Origin of the sequence: Metabacillus halosaccharovorans, from assembly GCF_002019635.1 — a bacterium.
GTDB classification, from domain to species: Bacteria; Bacillota; Bacilli; order Bacillales; family Bacillaceae; genus Metabacillus; species Metabacillus halosaccharovorans.
On record NZ_KV917371.1, the window covers coordinates 1285885 to 1304071 of the forward strand.

14 protein-coding genes are annotated in these 18187 nt (G+C 38.3%); 6 read left to right on the forward strand and 8 right to left on the reverse strand.

Going from position 1 to position 18187, the window contains the following annotated elements; translation table 11 throughout:
• Positions 1–228: 228 nt before the first annotated feature.
• Positions 229–2361 carry an assimilatory nitrate reductase catalytic subunit NasC gene (gene nasC / locus BK577_RS05935; protein WP_078432084.1) on the reverse strand — a complete coding sequence of 711 codons (2133 nt, stop codon included), beginning with the start codon at positions 2359–2361 and terminating at the stop codon, positions 229–231.
• A gap of 31 nt (positions 2362–2392) precedes the next feature.
• On the reverse strand, positions 2393–4735 hold the full coding sequence (gene nirB, locus BK577_RS05940; protein WP_078432085.1) for a nitrite reductase large subunit NirB: 2343 nt from the start codon (positions 4733–4735) through the stop codon (positions 2393–2395).
• A gap of 285 nt (positions 4736–5020) precedes the next feature.
• On the opposite strand from nirB, the gene BK577_RS05945 reads away from it, so the two are divergent.
• From BK577_RS05945 to BK577_RS05970, 6 genes are all read left to right on the forward strand, one after another.
• Entirely contained in the window at positions 5021–6226 is a 1206-nt protein-coding gene (locus BK577_RS05945) for a nitrate/nitrite transporter (protein ID WP_078432086.1), read from the forward strand.
• 120 nt (positions 6227–6346) lie between these two features.
• Positions 6347–7828, forward strand: a complete 1482-nt coding sequence (locus BK577_RS05950; RefSeq protein WP_078432087.1) for a spore germination protein — start codon at positions 6347–6349, stop codon at positions 7826–7828.
• 11 nt (positions 7829–7839) lie between these two features.
• Positions 7840–9048 carry a Ger(x)C family spore germination protein gene (locus BK577_RS05955; RefSeq protein ID WP_078432088.1) on the forward strand — a complete coding sequence of 403 codons (1209 nt, stop codon included), beginning with the start codon at positions 7840–7842 and terminating at the stop codon, positions 9046–9048.
• Positions 9049–9071: 23 nt separating this feature from the next.
• On the forward strand, positions 9072–10172 hold the full coding sequence (locus tag BK577_RS05960; protein WP_078432089.1) for a GerAB/ArcD/ProY family transporter: 1101 nt from the start codon (positions 9072–9074) through the stop codon (positions 10170–10172).
• 178 nt (positions 10173–10350) lie between these two features.
• Entirely contained in the window at positions 10351–10743 is a 393-nt protein-coding gene (locus tag BK577_RS05965; protein ID WP_078433477.1) for a MarR family winged helix-turn-helix transcriptional regulator, read from the forward strand.
• A 14-nt stretch (positions 10744–10757) separates the two neighbouring features.
• Positions 10758–11966 (forward strand): MFS transporter, encoded by a 1209-nt coding sequence (locus tag BK577_RS05970; RefSeq protein WP_078432090.1) that lies wholly within the window; start codon positions 10758–10760, stop codon positions 11964–11966.
• A 191-nt stretch (positions 11967–12157) separates the two neighbouring features.
• Here the strand turns inward: BK577_RS05970 and BK577_RS05975 are convergent, their stop codons facing one another.
• From BK577_RS05975 to BK577_RS06000, 6 genes are all read right to left on the reverse strand, one after another.
• Positions 12158–13141 carry an aldo/keto reductase gene (locus BK577_RS05975; RefSeq protein WP_078432091.1) on the reverse strand — a complete coding sequence of 328 codons (984 nt, stop codon included), beginning with the start codon at positions 13139–13141 and terminating at the stop codon, positions 12158–12160.
• Positions 13142–13235: 94 nt separating this feature from the next.
• Positions 13236–13988 (reverse strand): nucleoside phosphorylase, encoded by a 753-nt coding sequence (locus BK577_RS05980; protein WP_078433478.1) that lies wholly within the window; start codon positions 13986–13988, stop codon positions 13236–13238.
• 1 nt (position 13989) lies between these two features.
• Entirely contained in the window at positions 13990–14652 is a 663-nt protein-coding gene (locus BK577_RS05985; RefSeq protein WP_026563004.1) for a sulfite oxidase-like oxidoreductase, read from the reverse strand.
• 18 nt (positions 14653–14670) lie between these two features.
• Positions 14671–15588: an ABC transporter permease gene (locus tag BK577_RS05990; protein ID WP_078432092.1), complete on the reverse strand. Its 918-nt coding sequence runs from the start codon at positions 15586–15588 to the stop codon at positions 14671–14673.
• Positions 15575–16651: an ABC transporter permease gene (locus BK577_RS05995; RefSeq protein WP_078432093.1), complete on the reverse strand. Its 1077-nt coding sequence runs from the start codon at positions 16649–16651 to the stop codon at positions 15575–15577. The genes BK577_RS05990 and BK577_RS05995 overlap by 14 nt, the downstream gene beginning before the upstream one ends.
• The gene (locus BK577_RS06000; protein ID WP_078432094.1) at positions 16635–18155 is read right to left on the reverse strand and encodes an ABC transporter ATP-binding protein; all 1521 of its coding nucleotides are present in this window, start codon (positions 18153–18155) and stop codon (positions 16635–16637) included. Before BK577_RS06000 ends, BK577_RS05995 begins: the two co-directional genes overlap by 17 nt.
• Between the last annotated feature and the right edge of the window lie 32 nt (positions 18156–18187).

Sequence of the window (18187 nt, forward strand, 5' to 3'; positions counted from 1 at the left end):
CAAGCATAAGCCAATTTTGAATAGAAGGCGCTCTTTGCCTTCAATTCAAAATTGGCTTATGACCTCGAGGGGCTAGGCGCTGAAGCTAGACACAAACACTATGTACAAAGCTTTATACTTTCTACCTCTTTATAAAAGCGGAAGGTCCTGGAGCTAGACACAAAAACTAATTATTATTCATATTTAAAAAAGGAAATCAGCTATACACCAACTTCCCTAAAAAACCATCTATATTTGTCTAATATTTACCGTACTTACTTTAAACCCAGGCATTTTGCAGGTTGGGTCCAGGTCCTCTCCTACAAGCATGTTTACGTTTTGATCTTCTGCCCAGTGAAAAGGTACGAATACAGTATCTTGCCTGATTTTTTCAGATATTTTACTTCTTACGGTAATTTTTCCCCGCTTCGATGCAACAGCGACAAGGCTATTTGGCTCAATTTCGTATTTTTTAGCTGTTTCCGGGTGAATTTCCAGGTAAGATTCAAAATTTCTTGCTGCAAGTGCTGAGCTTTTTCGTGTTTGCACTCCCGTTAAATAATGTGACATGATTCTGCCGGTTGTTAAGTACAACGGATATTCACTACAAGGCTTTTCTTTTGGTATTGCTGAAGTATTCGACACTGGAATCAAATTGGCTTTTCCATTCGGTGTTGCAAATGAATGTTCAAAAAGTCGTTCTGTTCCTTGATGATTTACCTCTGGACACGGCCAAAGAATCCCCTGCTCTTTTCTAATGCGATCATAGGTAATGCCGTAGTAATCAGCGATGCCGCCCCTACTCGCCTCCCTTAATTCATTAAAAATATCCTCTGCCTTTTGATAAGGAAAGTATTTTTCTTTTCCTAATACTTTTGCAATCTCACAAATAATTTGCCAATCATTTTTCGCCTCACCGGGACAAGGGCGGCTCGCTTCGCGCAGTGTGACGCGCCCCTCCAAATTTGTCATTGTCCCTTCATCTTCTAGATAAGAAGATGCCGGTAATATTAAATCAGCAAACTTGGCTGTTTCAGAAACAAATAGATCCACTGCAACTAAAAACTTTAATTTCTTAAGAGCTTCTTTCACAAAGATTGCATTTGGATTGGAAACAACAGGATTTGAACAGACAAGAAACATGCCTGTGATCTCTCCATCATTTATTTTTTGAAACATTTCGTAAGCTGAAACACCTTTTCTCGGCAGCTCATCTTTGTCAATTCCCCATACTTTTGCAACATGTGCCCGATGCTCTTCATTTTCAATTAATCGGTATCCCGGCAATTGATCAGCTTTCTGCCCATGCTCTCTCGCTCCTTGTCCATTTCCTTGTCCTGTTATGGCTCCGTAGCCTGAATAGGGTTTTCCAATTTTCCCAGTTGCGATTACAACGTTTAGAAAATTCCTAACAGCAACCGTTCCGTCTATTTGCTGCTCAACTCCCCGGGCTGTGAAAAGCATTCCAGATTCTTCAGCCGCAAATTTTGTTGCAGCTGTTCTAATTTGCTCAATTGGAACGCCTGTGAGTTCTGAAATCTCATCCAACGATAATGATTGAACATAGTCTTTAACCTCTTCAAATCCCGTTGCACGTTCATTAACAAAATCTTCATCAACTAAATTTTCGTCAATAATAACCTTTAAAAAACCGTTCGCCAATGCAGCATCCATACCCGGTTTCACCTTCAAATGCAGATCAGCCAATTGCGTTGTAGGAGTTTCCCTTGGATCGATCGCAATAATGTATGCACCATTTTCCTTCGCTTTTTCAAAGTAAGGCATGATTGTTGGCTGACACTCTGCAATATTTGTTCCCGCTAATATGATGACTCTTGTGGAAGGGATTTCCTTTAACGAGTTTGTCAGCCCGCGATCTAAACCAAACGTCTGATTTGCCGCAGTTGCTGCCGCAGACATACATAGGCGGCCATTATAATCAATGTAGGGTGTCTTTAAGCCCACTCTGGCAAACTTTCCAAGTATATATGCTTCTTCATTAGTAATTGATGCACTTCCATAGATTGATAATGCCTCATGCCCATCGACTGCTTGTATTTCCTCCACTTGTTTCTTGATATATTGCAAGGCTTCTTCCCATGAAATCCGAACAAACTCTCCATCTACTTTCAGCAATGGATGTAGAACACGATCTTGATGGAAAGGATGCTGGTGAGCATTCATTCCTTTAATACATAAACGTCCTTGTGATGTCGGGTTATCTTTTCCTATTGTTTTATAGGTTTTCCTTGAGACAACAGATTGTTCGATTAACTGCATTTTGCATTGCATACTGCAAAACGGACATTGTGTATCATAGACTTTTTCAGATTGAACCTCTTGTTGCTTCGTCCGGAAATACTTTAATAACAGATCAGTCAAGGTAGATCACCTCTTATTCTATTAATCTTATTTATAATGACTTCTCAACATGTGAATGTAGCTCTGCTTCCAACCGCTGAACGAGTTGTTCACATAATGTATCCTCAAATAATACTTCACGAATATGAATCATCCCTACCCGCTCAACCCAATCTCCCAGTTGTTCTAAATAGTTGGCTGTTTCTCTGTAATATTGAATGAGTCCGAAAATCATTTGCTTTGCCATCAACTCATGAGCAGCTACTGTGAAAAGCTCTCCCTGTTTTATCTTAGGAGATAAACTTCCTCCCACGTAAATTTCCCAACCTAGCCCGTCACCAATTACACATATATCCTTTGTTCTCATATCAACTTCTTTATGCTTGCAGCCTGACACACTGATGACAAGCTTGTGTGGTGTTAACAAAAATTCAAGCTCTTTTTCCAATTCAATTGACAGATTAAGAGAACGGTCATCTGTATGACACTGACATTCTTGTTCACTAAAATATGTGTTTATATGGCGAACAGTATTTGTTGCCACAGAACTTAGTCTAAGTTCTGTGCAAACAGCATGAATGCTTTCCTCTTTAATTCCTTTCAATTGGATTCGTTGTTCTGGTGTAATTCCGATGTCTGCTATTTTGTATTTATCCATCATATTTGCCAGTTTTTTCAACTCATCAGATGTTACTTTTCCTCCTAAAAGCTGTGGTGTGACGGAATACGTGCCATTACTCATCCTTTTTACCTTTACATCTTCAAATGGGTTTACAGCTTGGCTGATTCCCTCACGTTCAGGATAAATCATCGATAAATAATAGTGGATGGCCGGAACACAGCTTGAGCATCCTTCCATCGAGCGCCAATCAAGCTCAACAAAAACTTCTTGAATTGACGCTAGATTTTGTTGTTGAATTTGTAAAACAACTTCATCTTCTGTAAGAGCCGTACATGAGCAAAGTGACTTAATCTCGATAAATTCATCACATTCATCACTATGAATATAAGCAACCAGGTCTGTTAAAAGTAACTTACAACCGCCACATGAGCTTGATGCTTTTGTGCATTGTTTCACTTCTTTAACAGTTGTTAGGCCATGCTGTTGGACAGCTTCCATAATGGCTCCTTTTGTTACACCATTACAGTTACAGATGATTTCAGATCGTTTCATTGATTTGACTGTAGATGCGCCATTGTCTGTTGAGTGGAGAAGGCTGCGTTTGTCCTCATCATTTACATGCTTTCTTTTGACAATCATGTCTAGCACTTTCGATTGCTGACCTGTTTCTCCATACAATATTGCACCGACAATAATATCTCCTCGAAGCACTATTTTTTTATAGATGTCTTCCACTTCATTTAAGATTGTTAAGGTTTTGGTTGACTCATTCTCTTCAAAATCACCGACAGAAAAAAGGTCAACCCCCGGCACTTTTAAACTTGTTGATAAAACAGAGCCTTTATATCCCTCAACCGGTTTATCACAAATAAACTTAGCCAGAACTTTTCCTTGTTCATAAAGAGGTTTTACAAGACCGTAGACAATGCCATTATGCTCAACACATTCCCCAACTGCATATATATCAGGAATACTTGTTTCCATGAAATCATTAACGACAATCCCTCTATTTGTAGTCAGACCCGATTCCTTAGCTAAGCTGATATTAGGTACAACACCAACCGACATGACAACAAGGTCTGCTTCTACCTTTGTACCATCTGTGAATTCAACTTCCTCGACCCGATCGGTTCCACCTATTTCCTTTGTCACTTTTCCTAAAAGAAATCCGATACCTTGTTGCTCTAACTGCTTTTGAAGCATACTTGATGATTTGGCATCGAGCTGACGTTGCATGAGATAATCTGTATTGTGCACAACCTTTACATCCAATCCCAGATTTAACAATCCTCTAGCCGCTTCAAGCCCTAATACTCCGCCCCCGATTACAATTGCTTTTTTGAACCTCTTAGCCCCTTCAAGTATGGCTTCACAGTCTTCAATTGTCCGGAATGTGACAACTCCCGGTTTTTCAACCCCAGGAAGAGGTAGAACAAACGGTGAGGAACCTGTTGCAAAAATTAATTTATCAAACGAAATGGGCCGGTTTTTATCTGTTGTAATTCTTTTGAGCTTCGTATCTATTTTGGTTACTGTTTCACCCGAATATAATGTGATTTGGTATTTTTGGTACCACTCGATACTGTTAATTGTTATTTCCGGAAATGTTGTCTCACCCTGTAACACAGATGATAAGAGAATTCGATTATAGTTGACGTGAGGTTCACTTCCAATAATTGTTATATCAAATTGATGTTTATTTTGTTTTAATATTTCCTCCACACATCGGACTCCTGCCATTCCATTCCCGATTACTACCAATCTTTGCTTCATGTTAACCCTCCAGCACAAATGGTTAGACTTTTTCAATAAATCCATTATTTCATATATTAGTTCACAGAAAATTATTCTTGTCAGAAAAGCTAACACAAATTCTCAGTTTCTTCTTATGTCCTTTTTTTCATTTCCTTTACTTTTCATTTGTTCATATTTTCACGTTATATTTTCTTACAAGTATCTTTTCTACTGCTTTTTTGACCCCTATAATAAGCGACATACAACAAGACAGAAAATTAGAATAACTTTTAACCAGGAATGGAAAATGAAAGGAGATTTACAATGAAACTATCTGATTTAAAAACCAGCGGTCATCCAAAGACACTTTTTTCCTCTTTCTTGTATTTTGATGTAAGTTTTATGATCTGGGTAATGCTTGGAGCTTTAGGGGTATTTCTTACACAGGACTTCGGCTTATCTCCCTCACAAAAAGGGTTAATTGTTGCCACCCCAATTCTTGCAGGCTCATTTTTCCGAATCGTGCTAGGGATTTTAACCGATCGATTTGGTCCTAAACGAACAGCTATTTTGGGAATGACGATTACTTCGATCCCGCTTCTATGGGGATTATTTGCAGGAACAACCCTGCCAGAACTTTATATGATCGGGATCTTATTAGGGGTATCAGGAGCCAGCTTCGCTGTCGCACTTCCAATGGCTAGTAGATGGTATCCTCCACATCTTCAAGGTTTGGCAATGGGAATTGCAGGAGCAGGAAACAGTGGTACACTTCTTGCGACATTATTCGGCCCACGTTTAGCTGAACAATTTGGTTGGCATATAACAATGGGGTTAGCCCTTATTCCATTATTTATTACGTTTATCATTTTTATTATTTTAGCGAAAGATGCACCATCACAACCTGCACCACAGCCGCTTGCGAATTACTTTAAAGTTTTTGCACATAAAGATACTTGGTTTTTCTGTATTTTATATAGTGTAACTTTTGGTGGATTTGTCGGATTATCTAGCTTTCTAAGTATGTTCTTTGTTGATGAATACAATTTATCATCTGTTCAAGCCGGAGATTTCGTGACTTTATGTGTAGCAGCAGGAAGCTTCTTCCGTCCTGTTGGAGGGTTTATCTCAGATAAAGTCGGTGGTGTAAAGGTACTTTCTTTTCTTTTTATCGGTGTTGCAGTGTGTATGCTAGGGGTTAGTCAATTACCTCCTTTATTTGCTATCACAGCATTACTTTTCGTTGGAATGATGTGTTTGGGAATGGGAAATGGCGCCGTATTCCAACTTGTGCCACAACGTTTTCAAAAGGAAATCGGAATGATCACAGGAATTGTCGGAGCAGCTGGCGGGATTGGCGGTTTCTTCTTACCAAATATCTTAGGTACAATGAAAGAAATGACAGGTTCATACGCTTCTGGTTTCATCACATTTTCAATCATTGCATTGGTTGCATTTTCAATTCTTCTTTTGGTAAGCCATTCATGGAAGAAGGCTTGGAAGATGAAGGAAGATGCTGTGAAAATTTAATTAAGTATTTTAACACAAGCCCTGGCAATATTGTCAGGGTTTTTTGTTTGCATTTTTTTGGATAAAATTACTTCTTTAGTAACAAATTAAACCATAACTAGCTGTTAAGTGAGGGTTTATATGAATAATATGAACGTAATAATTCAATCTTCTTTAAAAGATAATCTATTTGAAATTAAAGAACTATTCGGAAACAGTTCTGACTTAAAGATCAGAGAACTTCTCCTTAATGGAAACCACACAAAAATAGCTATTGTTTATATTGATGGGATTGCTGATGATGAAAAAGTTGAGGAGCAGATTATTACTCCCATTTCATTATTTTCACCTTCTACTCATCAATCACCTTCTCAGCTAATCGGGCTATTTTTAAATCATGTCATTAAGACAAATCATGTAATGAAAATAATGGATATTCAAACATTAGCTGACAATCTAGTTAATGGAAATACCATGATCTTAATTGATAATCACAGAGAAGGCTTATGTGCCAATACATCAAAAATGCCTGAAAGAAGTCTGACACCCCCAGTTGCTCAACGAACACCTACGGGGCCTAACATAAGCTTTAATGAATCACTAACTTCTAACATCTCTTTAGTTCGAAACTATATAAAAGATCCTATGTTAAGAGTAGATAACAGTCCTCTTCAAGGTCAATCGAAGACATCTGTGTCAGTGGTTTATCTAGAAGGAAAAGTAGATAAAGAAATCCTTAAAAATGTATATACAAAGCTAAAAGAAGTGAAGATTGATATTATCTTGGACTCAAATTACATTGTTGAAGTGATTACAGCAGAGACAAAATCTCTATTTCCATTAACCTTTATGACAGATCGACCTGATGTGATTGCAGCGGAGATCATGGGAGGAAAGGTTATCATCTTTGTGGATGGAACTCCTTTTGCTCTAGCACTTCCTGCTGTACTTATACAGCTCTTTCAATCCCCTGATGACTACTATACGATGCACAAGGGAATTCAAAAGATAAGGATCGTGAGGATTTTCTTTTTCTTTCTTTCAGTCTTACTCCCAGCCTTTTATATAGCTTTTACCATCTATCATCCGGGTCTTGTACCTACACAATTATTGGTTGGGATTTTAGCTCAAAGGGAATTTGTTCCCTTCCCTACTATTATTGAAGTTTTGGTTTTTTATTGGCTTATTTTAATTATTACCGAAAGTTCATTAAGACTCCCCCAAGGAGTTGTATTGACTGTCACCATTTTTGCATCCATTACACTTGGACAACAAGCTGTAGAAGCACAATTAGTCCAACCAACTACATTAGTTGTCTTAGGAGCTTCATATGTCATGTCAAGCGTTGTTCCTACCTATTCACTTAACACTGTATCTAGGATCCTGACCTTTCGTTTTATTTTTTTATCATCTTTTTTAGGTCTGTTCGGGATCATGGTGGGACTTGTCGCTTTATTAATTCATCTATGCTCATTACGTTCATTTGGTGTTCCATACTTATCACCAATGGCTCCATTTAATCTTAAGGATCAGAAAGACGCCATTATCCGAAAACCAATACAGGATATTACTTCGAATGAAAAAGCATTTAAGCAAGAAGAACCAATGAAAAAACGAGATTAGGCAGGTTAAGCATGAAAAAATTAAATTGGCACTTAGTTCTTTTTTACTCTTTTCTCACGATTCTGAGTTTTTTTATCGGAAGAAATGTGGAAAACTCAACATTGAATAATTTTTCCATGGTCTCAGCTGTTGGGATTGATCAGGATGAGGAAAATATTTACCATATCACCCTTCAATTCCTAAATCCTCCTGCTCTTCAACGTAATGCAACAGGGGACCAATTAGGAGCTATTGTGTATGAAGAAAGAGGCCGAACCATTTCTGAGGCCATTCGGAAATTATCAAAACGGATATCAAGATCAGTTTTTTTAGATAATACAGATATCATTGTTGTAAGTGAAGAACTTGCCAGAAAAGGCATTACAGAGGTCGTCGATTTTTTAATTCTTGAACCAAATATTTCAGCAAACCTTAAATTTTTTGTTACAAAAGATGTTAAGCCTTCGGTAGTTCTACAAATGTTTACACCTGTTCATAAATTTTCAGCTTCTCGAATAAAAGAAACAATAGAAAATATAGAAGCAAATTATGGTTCAGCAAAGATTTTATATCCAAATAAAATTAAAAATTACCTAATGAATAAAGTTGTTGTAAATACTAGTATTCCATACTTGATTATTCAAGGGGATCCTTCTAAAGGAGTAACAAAAGAAAATATTAGCGCTTATTCATCACCCTCACAAATTATCATTGGGGGTATGGGATTTTTCAATGGAGATAAACTAATAGATTTCTTAGATGATGAAGAGGGCAAAACACTACTCATATTAGAAGGAGACTTGTTAAAAAAGACCATTTGGGAAGCAACATGTCCTAAAGATGAAAAAAATAAATTTGCAGCAATGAACATCACAGATACGCATACGAAACTTCATTTTAAACAACAAGAAAATCATACCCTTGCATTTACGATCAATTCAAAAGTGGTGGGGGAAATTTATGAGTCAAATTGTAATGTGAATTTTGAGCATCCCAATAAAGATAAGTATGAAGAACAATTTGAAAATGAAATTAAACAAAGCATGAAGGACCTAATTGAAAAGAGTCAAGAATATAACACTGATTTCATTGGATTCGCTAAAAACATCTACATGACTAAGCCTTCGCAATGGCATAATCTTAAAAATGATTGGAATTCTATTTTTCCTAATATGACTGTAGATGTAAATGTAGAAGTTAATATTACAGATACCGGGGAATCGACTCAAATCCCAAAATAATTTTTTGTTAGGATGATCTTACTATGAATACAGTGAAGATAAGCACATTCCAAGTGTTCTCCATGATAACGCTGTTTCTTTTAGGGAGTACAATTGTGGTTGGACTAGGCCTTGAGGTTGAGGAGAACGCATGGATTCTTAACATCTTTTCCACAACTGTAGGTATTGGCATCTTCTTTCTTTATACCTCCATACTAAAAAAAAATGATTGGTCCGAATTTCATGTGTTACTTGAAAAAGGTTTTGGAAAATTTTTAGGAAAGTTCTTATTACTTTTATATTCCATTTACTTTATCTATATTTCCAGCAGGGTGATAACGGATTTTTCTTATTTCATTAGTCAAACATTATTTTATCAAATTAAAAACTGGGTCATCTCAATTATCTTTATTATGTTAGTTTGCTACGCCTGTCTTCAAGGGTTAGAGGCCATTGCTAGAGCATCAGAAATTCTCTTTTTTATCACGATGATACTTGTTGTGATTTTATTAATTATTGCAGATATTTCCGAGGTCATTTCTTGGGAAAATATTCGTCCATTCTTTGACAAAGAGGACTTTAAGTTATCCTCACTCTTTACACGAATTACCTTTCCATATGGAGAACTAATTGTCTTTACCTTTCTCTTTCCTCATCTGAAAAACAAGAAGACTCTATTGAAAAGAGGCTGGGCAGCCATTTTATTAGCTGGATTTATTTTATTAATTATTTCAGAAACCATTATTGCTATTTTAGGAGCAAAAGTAGCTGCTATCTTTACCTTTCCACTTCTCAAAGCAATTGAAATGATTGAGTTTATTGATATTATTCAGCATATCGAAATTATTTCAGTTTTTAGTTTTTTCATCGTTGGTTTTGTGAAGGTTGCCATCTTTTCAATAGTAGGAACAAAGGGTTTTAGTCTATTACTTCCAAAGAAGATAAAAGCACACTTAATTGTTTATCTCGTAGGAGTTATTACATTTCTTCTATCAACACTTATGGATCGCAATCTTCCCGAGCATCTATTTATTGGGCTTAAGATTATACCAATATATTTGCACCTTCCATTTCAATTCGTTATACCTATTATTTTGTTTGTGACATTATTAGTGAAAAAGAAGTTGAGAATAATAAAAGATTGACTGTTAAGAGAATGTCCCTTAACAGTCTGGAAGGAGAAGAATCTAAACTGCCTTATCTTTTCTTTCACCATGAAACCTCTTTACAAACCACCGCTTTTTCTGGTATGTTTATATAGATATTTACCTAGGTAAATAAATTGAGGTGATAACATTGATCGAAACAAATAAGCTTTTCCATATGCTCTATCAAAAAACAAGACATATGACAAAGGACGTAAATGAATACTTACAAAAACATGGACTATATAGCTCACAATGGTCCATTCTTTATTGTCTAAAATCAAACGGTCCAATGACGCAAAGTGATATTTGGCGCTATTTAAATGTTGAAGCACCAACTATTACAAGAACACTAGTTAAATTAGAGGAAAGCGGATGGGTAAAACGAACACCCGGAAGTGACAAGAGGGAAAGACTTGTTTCTCTTACAGAAAAGGCACTCGATCTTCTCCCTGAGGTTGAGAAAGATGTAAAGAACTTCGAACAAACTATGGTTGCCAACTTAAAAGATGATGAACAAGAGCTTTTATATACTCTCTTGAAAAAACTTGGCAAATCAAATGAAAGTTAGGTGGAATGAAACATATGAATCAAACTGAAAAACAACCGATATGGACAAAAGGATTTATCAGCATTTTTCTCAGTAACTTCTTTATATTTCTGGCATTTTACGGATTACTCACTTCATTACCGATATACGTTGTGAATGATTTAGGCCGTTCAAGTGTTGATGGAGGACTAATTGTCACGATTTTCTTATTATCTGCTATTTTTGTTCGTCCTTTTTCAGGTAAACTTCTCCAGGATTTCGGCAAAAAACGCATGTTAATGATTAGTATGATTCTCTTTACAGTTTGCTCTTTTATGTATCTATGGATCGACAATTATGCATTGCTTCTTATTTTACGTTTTGTTCATGGCATTTGGTTCAGCATTGCCACAACTGCTACCGGGGCTATAGCTGCTGATATGGTACCTGTAAAAAGACGTGGTGAAGGACTTGGTTATTTTGTCATGTCAACGAACTTCGCCGTTGTTTGCGGACCTTTTCTTGCTCTTACTCTTTTACAATTCACATCGTTTACAACTCTTTTCTTTATTTTCGCATTTTTAATCACAGTCGGTGTATTGTTTACAGCTTTAAGTAAAGTAAATGAAGTAACCAGAACGGTTCCGGTCGAAAAGAAACGTCTTCAGGTACAGGATTTATTAGATGGAAAAGCACTGCCGATTGCCTTGGTAGGAAGCTTAGTTGCTTTTGCATATTCAAGTGTTTTATCGTTTATTTCAATGTATGCCAATGAATTAGAGCTATTAGATGCAGCGAGCTACTTCTTTGTTGTCTTTGCTGTTGTGATGATTGCGTCCAGACCTTTTAGCGGTCGTTTATTTGATACAAAAGGACCAAATATCGTCATCTATCCGGCAATCGCCTTTTTTATAGTCGGACTTTTATTATTAAGTATTTCTCACAATACTTTTATGTTCCTTTTAGCCGGTGCCTTCATCGGATTAGGATATGGAACCATTGTCCCTTGCTTCCAAACTCTTGCGGTACAATCAACCGAACATCATAGAAGTGCACATGCAACCGCCACATTCTTTACCCTTTTCGATTCAGGTATTGCTGCCGGATCTTTTGTGCTTGGAATCGTTGCTGCTCAATTAGGCTATCAAACTCTTTATTTATTAGCCGGTTTGTTTTTAATTTCAGTTGTGTTTATGTACAAATATGTGCAAAATCGAAAGAAGGTTTCTACTTCAGCAATGGAATTGAAAGAATCTAGCTTATAAGATACTGGAAAAACTGCTTACCACTGTTGGTAGGCAGTTTTTTTGTGGCAATAACCGATACAAGCTTCAGAATCTATCAACTTTTTCCGAAAATCTATCAACTTTCTCAAATAATCTATCATTCGACAAATTTCACACAAAAAAAGGTTAAAGCACATGTTTCGAATGCTTTAACCTCAACTTGCTTATTATTAGTAAACCCCGCGTATATTCGGGTGGATCTCTTCTGCATAGAAATCAGTTAATCTCTTCAGTTCCTCTTCACTAAAAGAAGGTACCTGAGTCGCCTGTAAGTTATCCTCAACTTGTTTCACTGTTTTGAAACCTGGAATAACCGTTGTGATCTCCTCATGATCTAAAATCCAGCGAAGGGCCGCTCGTGCCATATTTCCACGATCTTCAGCGATCCAGTTAAGCTTTTGACTTAGCTCCACTCCTTTTGAGAACTCGACACCTGCAAATGTTTCACCAACATTAAATGCCTCACCATCTTTGTTAAAGTTGCGGTGATCATCAGCTTCAAATGTAGCATTTGTTGAGAACTTTCCTGTTAGCAGCCCGCTCGCTAAAGGAACACGTGCCAATAAGCCGACACCTTTTGCTTTTGCCTGTGGAAGCAATTCAGGAATGGCCTTTTGGCGGAAAATATTAAAAATAACTTGAAGTGCTTTCACATTAGATTGATCTAAGCAGAATAGACCTTCTTCCACTGTTTCAACACTCACTCCATAATGGCGGATTTTTCCTTGTTGCTGAAGCTTATCGAGCACTTCAAAAACTTGTCCATTTTTAAGAATTTCCATTGGAGGACAATGAATTTGATATAGATCAATTGTGTCGCGTTGAAGTCTTTTCAAACTTGCTTCACAGTACTCTGTCACTGCTTTTTCAGAATAAGTTTCCGGATTGAAAATATCTCCTGCACGGCAAAACTTTGTTGCGATATGGATTTCATCTTCTTTTCCCTTTGTTGCCTTTGCCAAAAGCTCTTCACTATGGCCATCTCCATACACATCCGCTGTATCAAAAAAATTAACACCAGCATCCATTGCACGATCAAGACCTTTTAGTGCTTCTTCATCATCTGATTTTCCCCATGAGCCTCCGATCGCCCATGTTCCAAAGCTTAGCTCACTTATATGTAGATCTGTATCACCAAGTTGACGATATTTCATTTTGCTCCACCATCCCTTTTGAGAAATCGTTTTCCATACAATTTAGACAAACTTTATTATAGTACAAATAAAGCGCTAACAAAATTAATTTGCTTTATATTAAAGAAAAAGAGTGTGAACACATTGGTTGCTCACTCTCTGCCACCAATGCATCCAACGCAACAAGTGCTTCCTGCTCAATTGCCTTTGTGACGACATCAGTATGGGGATTATATTCATTACTCAAATCCGCATCTGCAAATCCATCGATAGCTAAGATCGCCCCCGTTTTTACTCCACGTATAGCTCCGATTGTAAATAATGCTGAATTTTCCATTTCTACCGCTAATACACCGGCCTGTTTGTATAGTTCATGTGAAAAAGGAACAACCCCTGAGTAAAACACATCCAATGTTAATGTGATTCCTTCATGAGCGTTTTGTTGTCGAATTGATGCTGCCTGAACCAATTTATCCACGATCTGACGATTCGCAATCGCAGGGAACCCCTCAGGCACAAGCTGGCGTGTTAAGCCATCCATTCTGACTGCTGCTGTGCTGATCACTAGATGTCCCGGCTGAATGTCTTTTTGGTAAGATCCGGCTGTTCCAACACGAATGAGAACCTCCGCTCCACCTTTTATTAATTCTTCAAAACAAACTGCTGCTCCCGGTGAACCAACACCATGACTCACAATCGCCACTTCAACACCATTCCAGCTGCCTCTATAACTGTGATATTCGCGATTTTTTGCAAGAGGCTGTCCATTATCTAGTAAACCAGCCATTTGTTCCGCACGGCCAGGATCACCACAAACGATGATTCTTTTCGGTAATTCCTCAGGATTTATTTTTAAATTAGGAAGCATATCAGTCATAATCTTTTCTCTCCCATTCATCCTCCGGAATCGGTAAATCTTCACCGGAAAATCTCTCTTCTTTGAACGGGTCTCCGTTTATATGAAAGCCATTTTGTTCCCAGAATCCGGGTTGATTTTCATCGATAAATTCAATTCCTCTAATCCACTTCACACTTTTCCAGAAATAAAGATGTGGAACAACAAGGCGCAATGGCCAACCATGTTTATCCGTTAACGGCTCATTTTCAAACGAATGGGCAAGCAGGACGTCATCCCGGTCAAGATCTGATAAAGCTAAGTTAGCCGTATAATCTTGATCTGCATGCAGCATGACATATTTCCCTTTTGCTTCAAGACCTAACTCCTTCATGAAATCTTGAAATTTCACACCTGTAAATGTGTTATCAAAACGGGACCATCTTGTCACACAGTGGATATCACTTGTAACCGATGATTGTTTCATCTTCATGATATCGTCATACGAAAGAGTCACTTCTTTATTAACAGCTCCAAAGATTCGAAGTGTCCATTTAGCCATGTCATAGGTGGGGACTTCTCCCTCGTGCAGTATTGGAAAACGCTCGGTTAGCACCTGACCAGGTGGGAGACGCTTCGCTAGTTTTGGGTCAACTGCCGGTACTTTCATACGTTTAATTCGATCTGCTTTTTTCATGTTTCCCTTCCTTTCTATCTATCTTCCGCTCTGTTGGTTACCTTGTTGTGATCCCATTCCACGATCTCTTAATAGGAACATAGCAATGATTGTGATGGCATACGGAAGCATTTGTGTAAATTGGGTTGGTAAAGAAAATCCTTGAAGTCTTATGCTCATCGCATCCATGAATCCGAATAATAAACTGGAGCCAATAATCCCAATTGGGTGTGATTGACCTAGCATTGTCGCTACAAGTGCGATAAATCCGCGCCCTGCTGTCATACCTTCAGTAAACATTGTCACTTGCCCTAGTGACAGCTGTGCACCTGCAAGTCCGCATAAAATACCGGACAAAGCGATAGCCATATATTGAAGTGATCCTACTTTTAGCCCTAAACTCCTCGCTGCCACAGGGTTTATTCCAACAGATAATACCCGAAAACCCGTTACCGATCTATATAAGAAAATATATAACAAAATGGCAATTAAAAATGATAAATAGACAAGTGGAGAATGTCCTGAAAATAAGGAACCGATGACTGGAATATCCTCAATAACCGGGATATCCCATTTTGGAAGTCCCTGCATGTTTTTATCATAATAAGCACCTTTCACATCGAATATTGTCCGAAGAGCAAAGGTGGTTAAACCAAGGGCTAAGAAGTTTATAGCTACACCGACAACGATATCATTTGCTTTCAGATTGATCGTCATAAAAGCAAATAGCATTGAAAACAACAATGACATGAACGCTGCGAATACGACAGCCAGAAACACACTACCTGTTACATGATTTCCTACGATAGCCGAGAAGGCACCGATTAAGATTAACCCTTCCAGCCCAACATTGAATAATCCTACACGTGCACATAATGCTCCACCTAATGCAGCAAGGAGAATGGGTGTTACCATGCGAATGGTCGAGCTTAATAGTGTTAAATCAAATAGTTCCATTTGAGCCACCCGCTTTCGATTTTCGTTTCCACCACTTCAACGTGATTTTTGCAGATATAAATAAGATTAAAACAGATTGAATAATACTGGAAACCTCAAGAGGAACCTGTGTATTTCTCTCCAGTCCCATTGCCCCTGTTTCAAGTGCAGCCAAAAAGATCGAGGTAACCGCCGTACCAATAGGATGAGAGTTTGCCAGAAGTGTTGCCATTAAACCTGTCCACGCTAATCCAGGTCCTGTTAGTGCACCATCAACAAAGCGGTATTGTGTTCCCAATACCTCTACCGTACCGGCAAGACCTGATAATGCTCCACTGATAAACATACTCGTCAGCATCACCTTGATTTTGTTCACACCGCCGTATGAAGCGAAAAATGGGTTGAATCCAAGCATTTTCACTTCATATCCTGCTGAAGTTGTCCTAAAAATGATATACATGATAAGAGCAGCTGCAACCGCAATAACAAAGCCCCAATGAACACTCATCCCTTGAAACAACTTTGGCAGCCTAACACTTTGATCAAGCATGGCCGTTTGTGCAAGTGCCGCTGAACCTGTTTTATCTTGGAATGGGTCTGAAACTAAGTAGCTTGCAAATAACACAGCTATATAGTTTAAAAGCAAGGTAGAAATTAATAGTTGAACTTTAAATTTAGCTTCTAGCCAGCCTGCAAACAATGACCATAGTCCGCCAGCAATAATTCCAACAAGTAAAACAAGAATCATTTTTCCAATTCCACTACCAGGCAAATAGACACCTGCAAGGGCGGCACTGACAGCCCCCAGTACCATTTGTCCCTCAGCACCTAGATTAAATACCCCTGCACGGAACGCCAGGGCCACACCTAATCCAATCAACATAATCGGAGTTGCTCTTGCCAATGTTGATGTAAGGAAATAAAAGTTACCAAAAGCACCGTTCCACATCTCTTTATATGAAGCAAGTACAGGCTCACCAGCAATGCTGATGGCAATGGCTCCTGTTATCAACCCGATAAGAATGGCAATGAACGGCTGAAGTAACGGGCGAAGTAATGGTATGAGACTAGTTTTTACTTTCATGATGATTCCCTCCTGCCATTAAAACACTGATTGCTTCTTCTGTTGCGTTCTGACGATCCATTTCCCCGGCAATTTCTCCTTCATACATGACGAGAATGCGATCAGATAATGCCATGATTTCACTTAATTCTGAAGAGACGAGCAGAACAGCTTCTCCTTTATTTCGCTTTTCAATAAGTGCTTCATGAATATACTCCATCGCACCAATATCCACTCCACGAGTTGGTTCTGCTGCAATTAAAATTGGTGTTTCCTGACCAAGCTCTCTTGCAACGATAAGCTTTTGCAGATTACCGCCTGATAAATTTCCTGCCTTTTCCTCAAGCGAGCCTGCTTTGATTTCAAACTTCTCAATCCAGCTGTTAACCAGCTTTCGGAATGGAGCCTTTCTTAAAAAGGAATAAGATCGATATTTAGTTTTTTTGTGATAGCCCATCAGACCTGTTTCTTCAACAGTCGCTTGTTTCGCTGCTCCCCATAAATAACGGTCCTCCGGAATATGGGACAACCCTGCATCGCGAATTGAAAGAACCGATTGGTTTGTCATATCCTTTCCGTCTAAATGAATGGACCCCTTTTTCACTGATCGTAATCCGGATATAACTTGAAGAAGCTCTGATTGGCCATTTCCTGAAACACCGGCAATTCCAACAATTTCTCCGCGATTCACAGTCAGAGATATATCATCTAATAAAGGCTTGTTGTCCTTTTCCTGTACCGTGACATTTTTCATTTCAAGAATTGCTTCCCCATTCATTTGCACACGTTCAGTTAAATCATGGAGCTCACGTCCTACCATTAACTTTGCCAGCTCATCAACAGATGTTTGTTCTTTTGTCACATTCCCTGTGACTTTTCCGTTGCGAAGAACGGTTATAGAATCGGCAACTTCCATTACTTCACGAAGCTTATGTGTGATAAGGATAATACTCTTTCCTTGATCAGCCAGCTGGCGAATTGTTTTTAACAGACCTTTGACTTCAATAGGAGTTAGCACGGCAGAAGGCTCATCTAAAATAATGATATCAGCACCCTGATACAGAACTTTTAAGATTTCAATCCGCTGCTGCTCTCCAATCGAGCAATTAGCTGTTTTCGCGTTCGGCCTAACTGGAATCTGATATGTTTCTACTAGTTCTTGTACCAACTCGGTTGCTTTTTTCCGATTAAAAAATCCTGCCTGCTTTGGTTCATGACCAATCACAATATTTTCAGCTGCAGTAAAATCAGGAAACAACATAAAATGCTGATGCACCATACCAATTCGATTTTTGATTGCATCTTTCGGATTGGCAAAAGTCACACGCTTGCCATCTATTAAAATTTCACCTGAGGTTGGCTGCTCCATTCCGTACAGCATTCTCATTAGAGTTGTTTTTCCAGCACCATTTTCACCAACTACTGCATGGACCTCCCCAGCTTTAAGCGAAAGTGAAATTGAATCATTAGCAATAAAGCTTCCGTACATCTTCGTCATATTTTTCATTTCTAACCGCGTTGCCATTTTTAAAGCCTCCCTCCGATAAGCATTGGGAA

Bases quoted from the DNA above. Each gene is read 5' to 3' on its own strand.
- BK577_RS05945 (WP_078432086.1), top strand. From the start codon at position 5,021: ATGAAACTATCTGATTTAAAAACCAGCGGTCATCCAAAGACACTTTTT.
- BK577_RS05975 (WP_078432091.1), bottom strand. From the start codon at position 13,141: ATGAAATATCGTCAACTTGGTGATACAGATCTACATATAAGTGAGCTA.
- BK577_RS05955 (WP_078432088.1), top strand. From the start codon at position 7,840: ATGAAAAAATTAAATTGGCACTTAGTTCTTTTTTACTCTTTTCTCACG.
- BK577_RS05960 (WP_078432089.1), top strand. From the start codon at position 9,072: ATGAATACAGTGAAGATAAGCACATTCCAAGTGTTCTCCATGATAACG.
- BK577_RS05950 (WP_078432087.1), top strand. From the start codon at position 6,347: ATGAATAATATGAACGTAATAATTCAATCTTCTTTAAAAGATAATCTA.
- BK577_RS05995 (WP_078432093.1), bottom strand. From the start codon at position 16,651: ATGAAAGTAAAAACTAGTCTCATACCATTACTTCGCCCGTTACTTCAG.
- BK577_RS05970 (WP_078432090.1), top strand. From the start codon at position 10,758: ATGAATCAAACTGAAAAACAACCGATATGGACAAAAGGATTTATCAGC.
- BK577_RS06000 (WP_078432094.1), bottom strand. From the start codon at position 18,155: ATGGCAACGCGGTTAGAAATGAAAAATATGACGAAGATGTACGGAAGC.
- BK577_RS05980 (WP_078433478.1), bottom strand. From the start codon at position 13,988: ATGCTTCCTAATTTAAAAATAAATCCTGAGGAATTACCGAAAAGAATC.
- BK577_RS05985 (WP_026563004.1), bottom strand. From the start codon at position 14,652: ATGAAAAAAGCAGATCGAATTAAACGTATGAAAGTACCGGCAGTTGAC.
- BK577_RS05965 (WP_078433477.1), top strand. From the start codon at position 10,351: ATGCTCTATCAAAAAACAAGACATATGACAAAGGACGTAAATGAATAC.
- nirB (WP_078432085.1), bottom strand. From the start codon at position 4,735: ATGAAGCAAAGATTGGTAGTAATCGGGAATGGAATGGCAGGAGTCCGA.
- BK577_RS05990 (WP_078432092.1), bottom strand. From the start codon at position 15,588: ATGGAACTATTTGATTTAACACTATTAAGCTCGACCATTCGCATGGTA.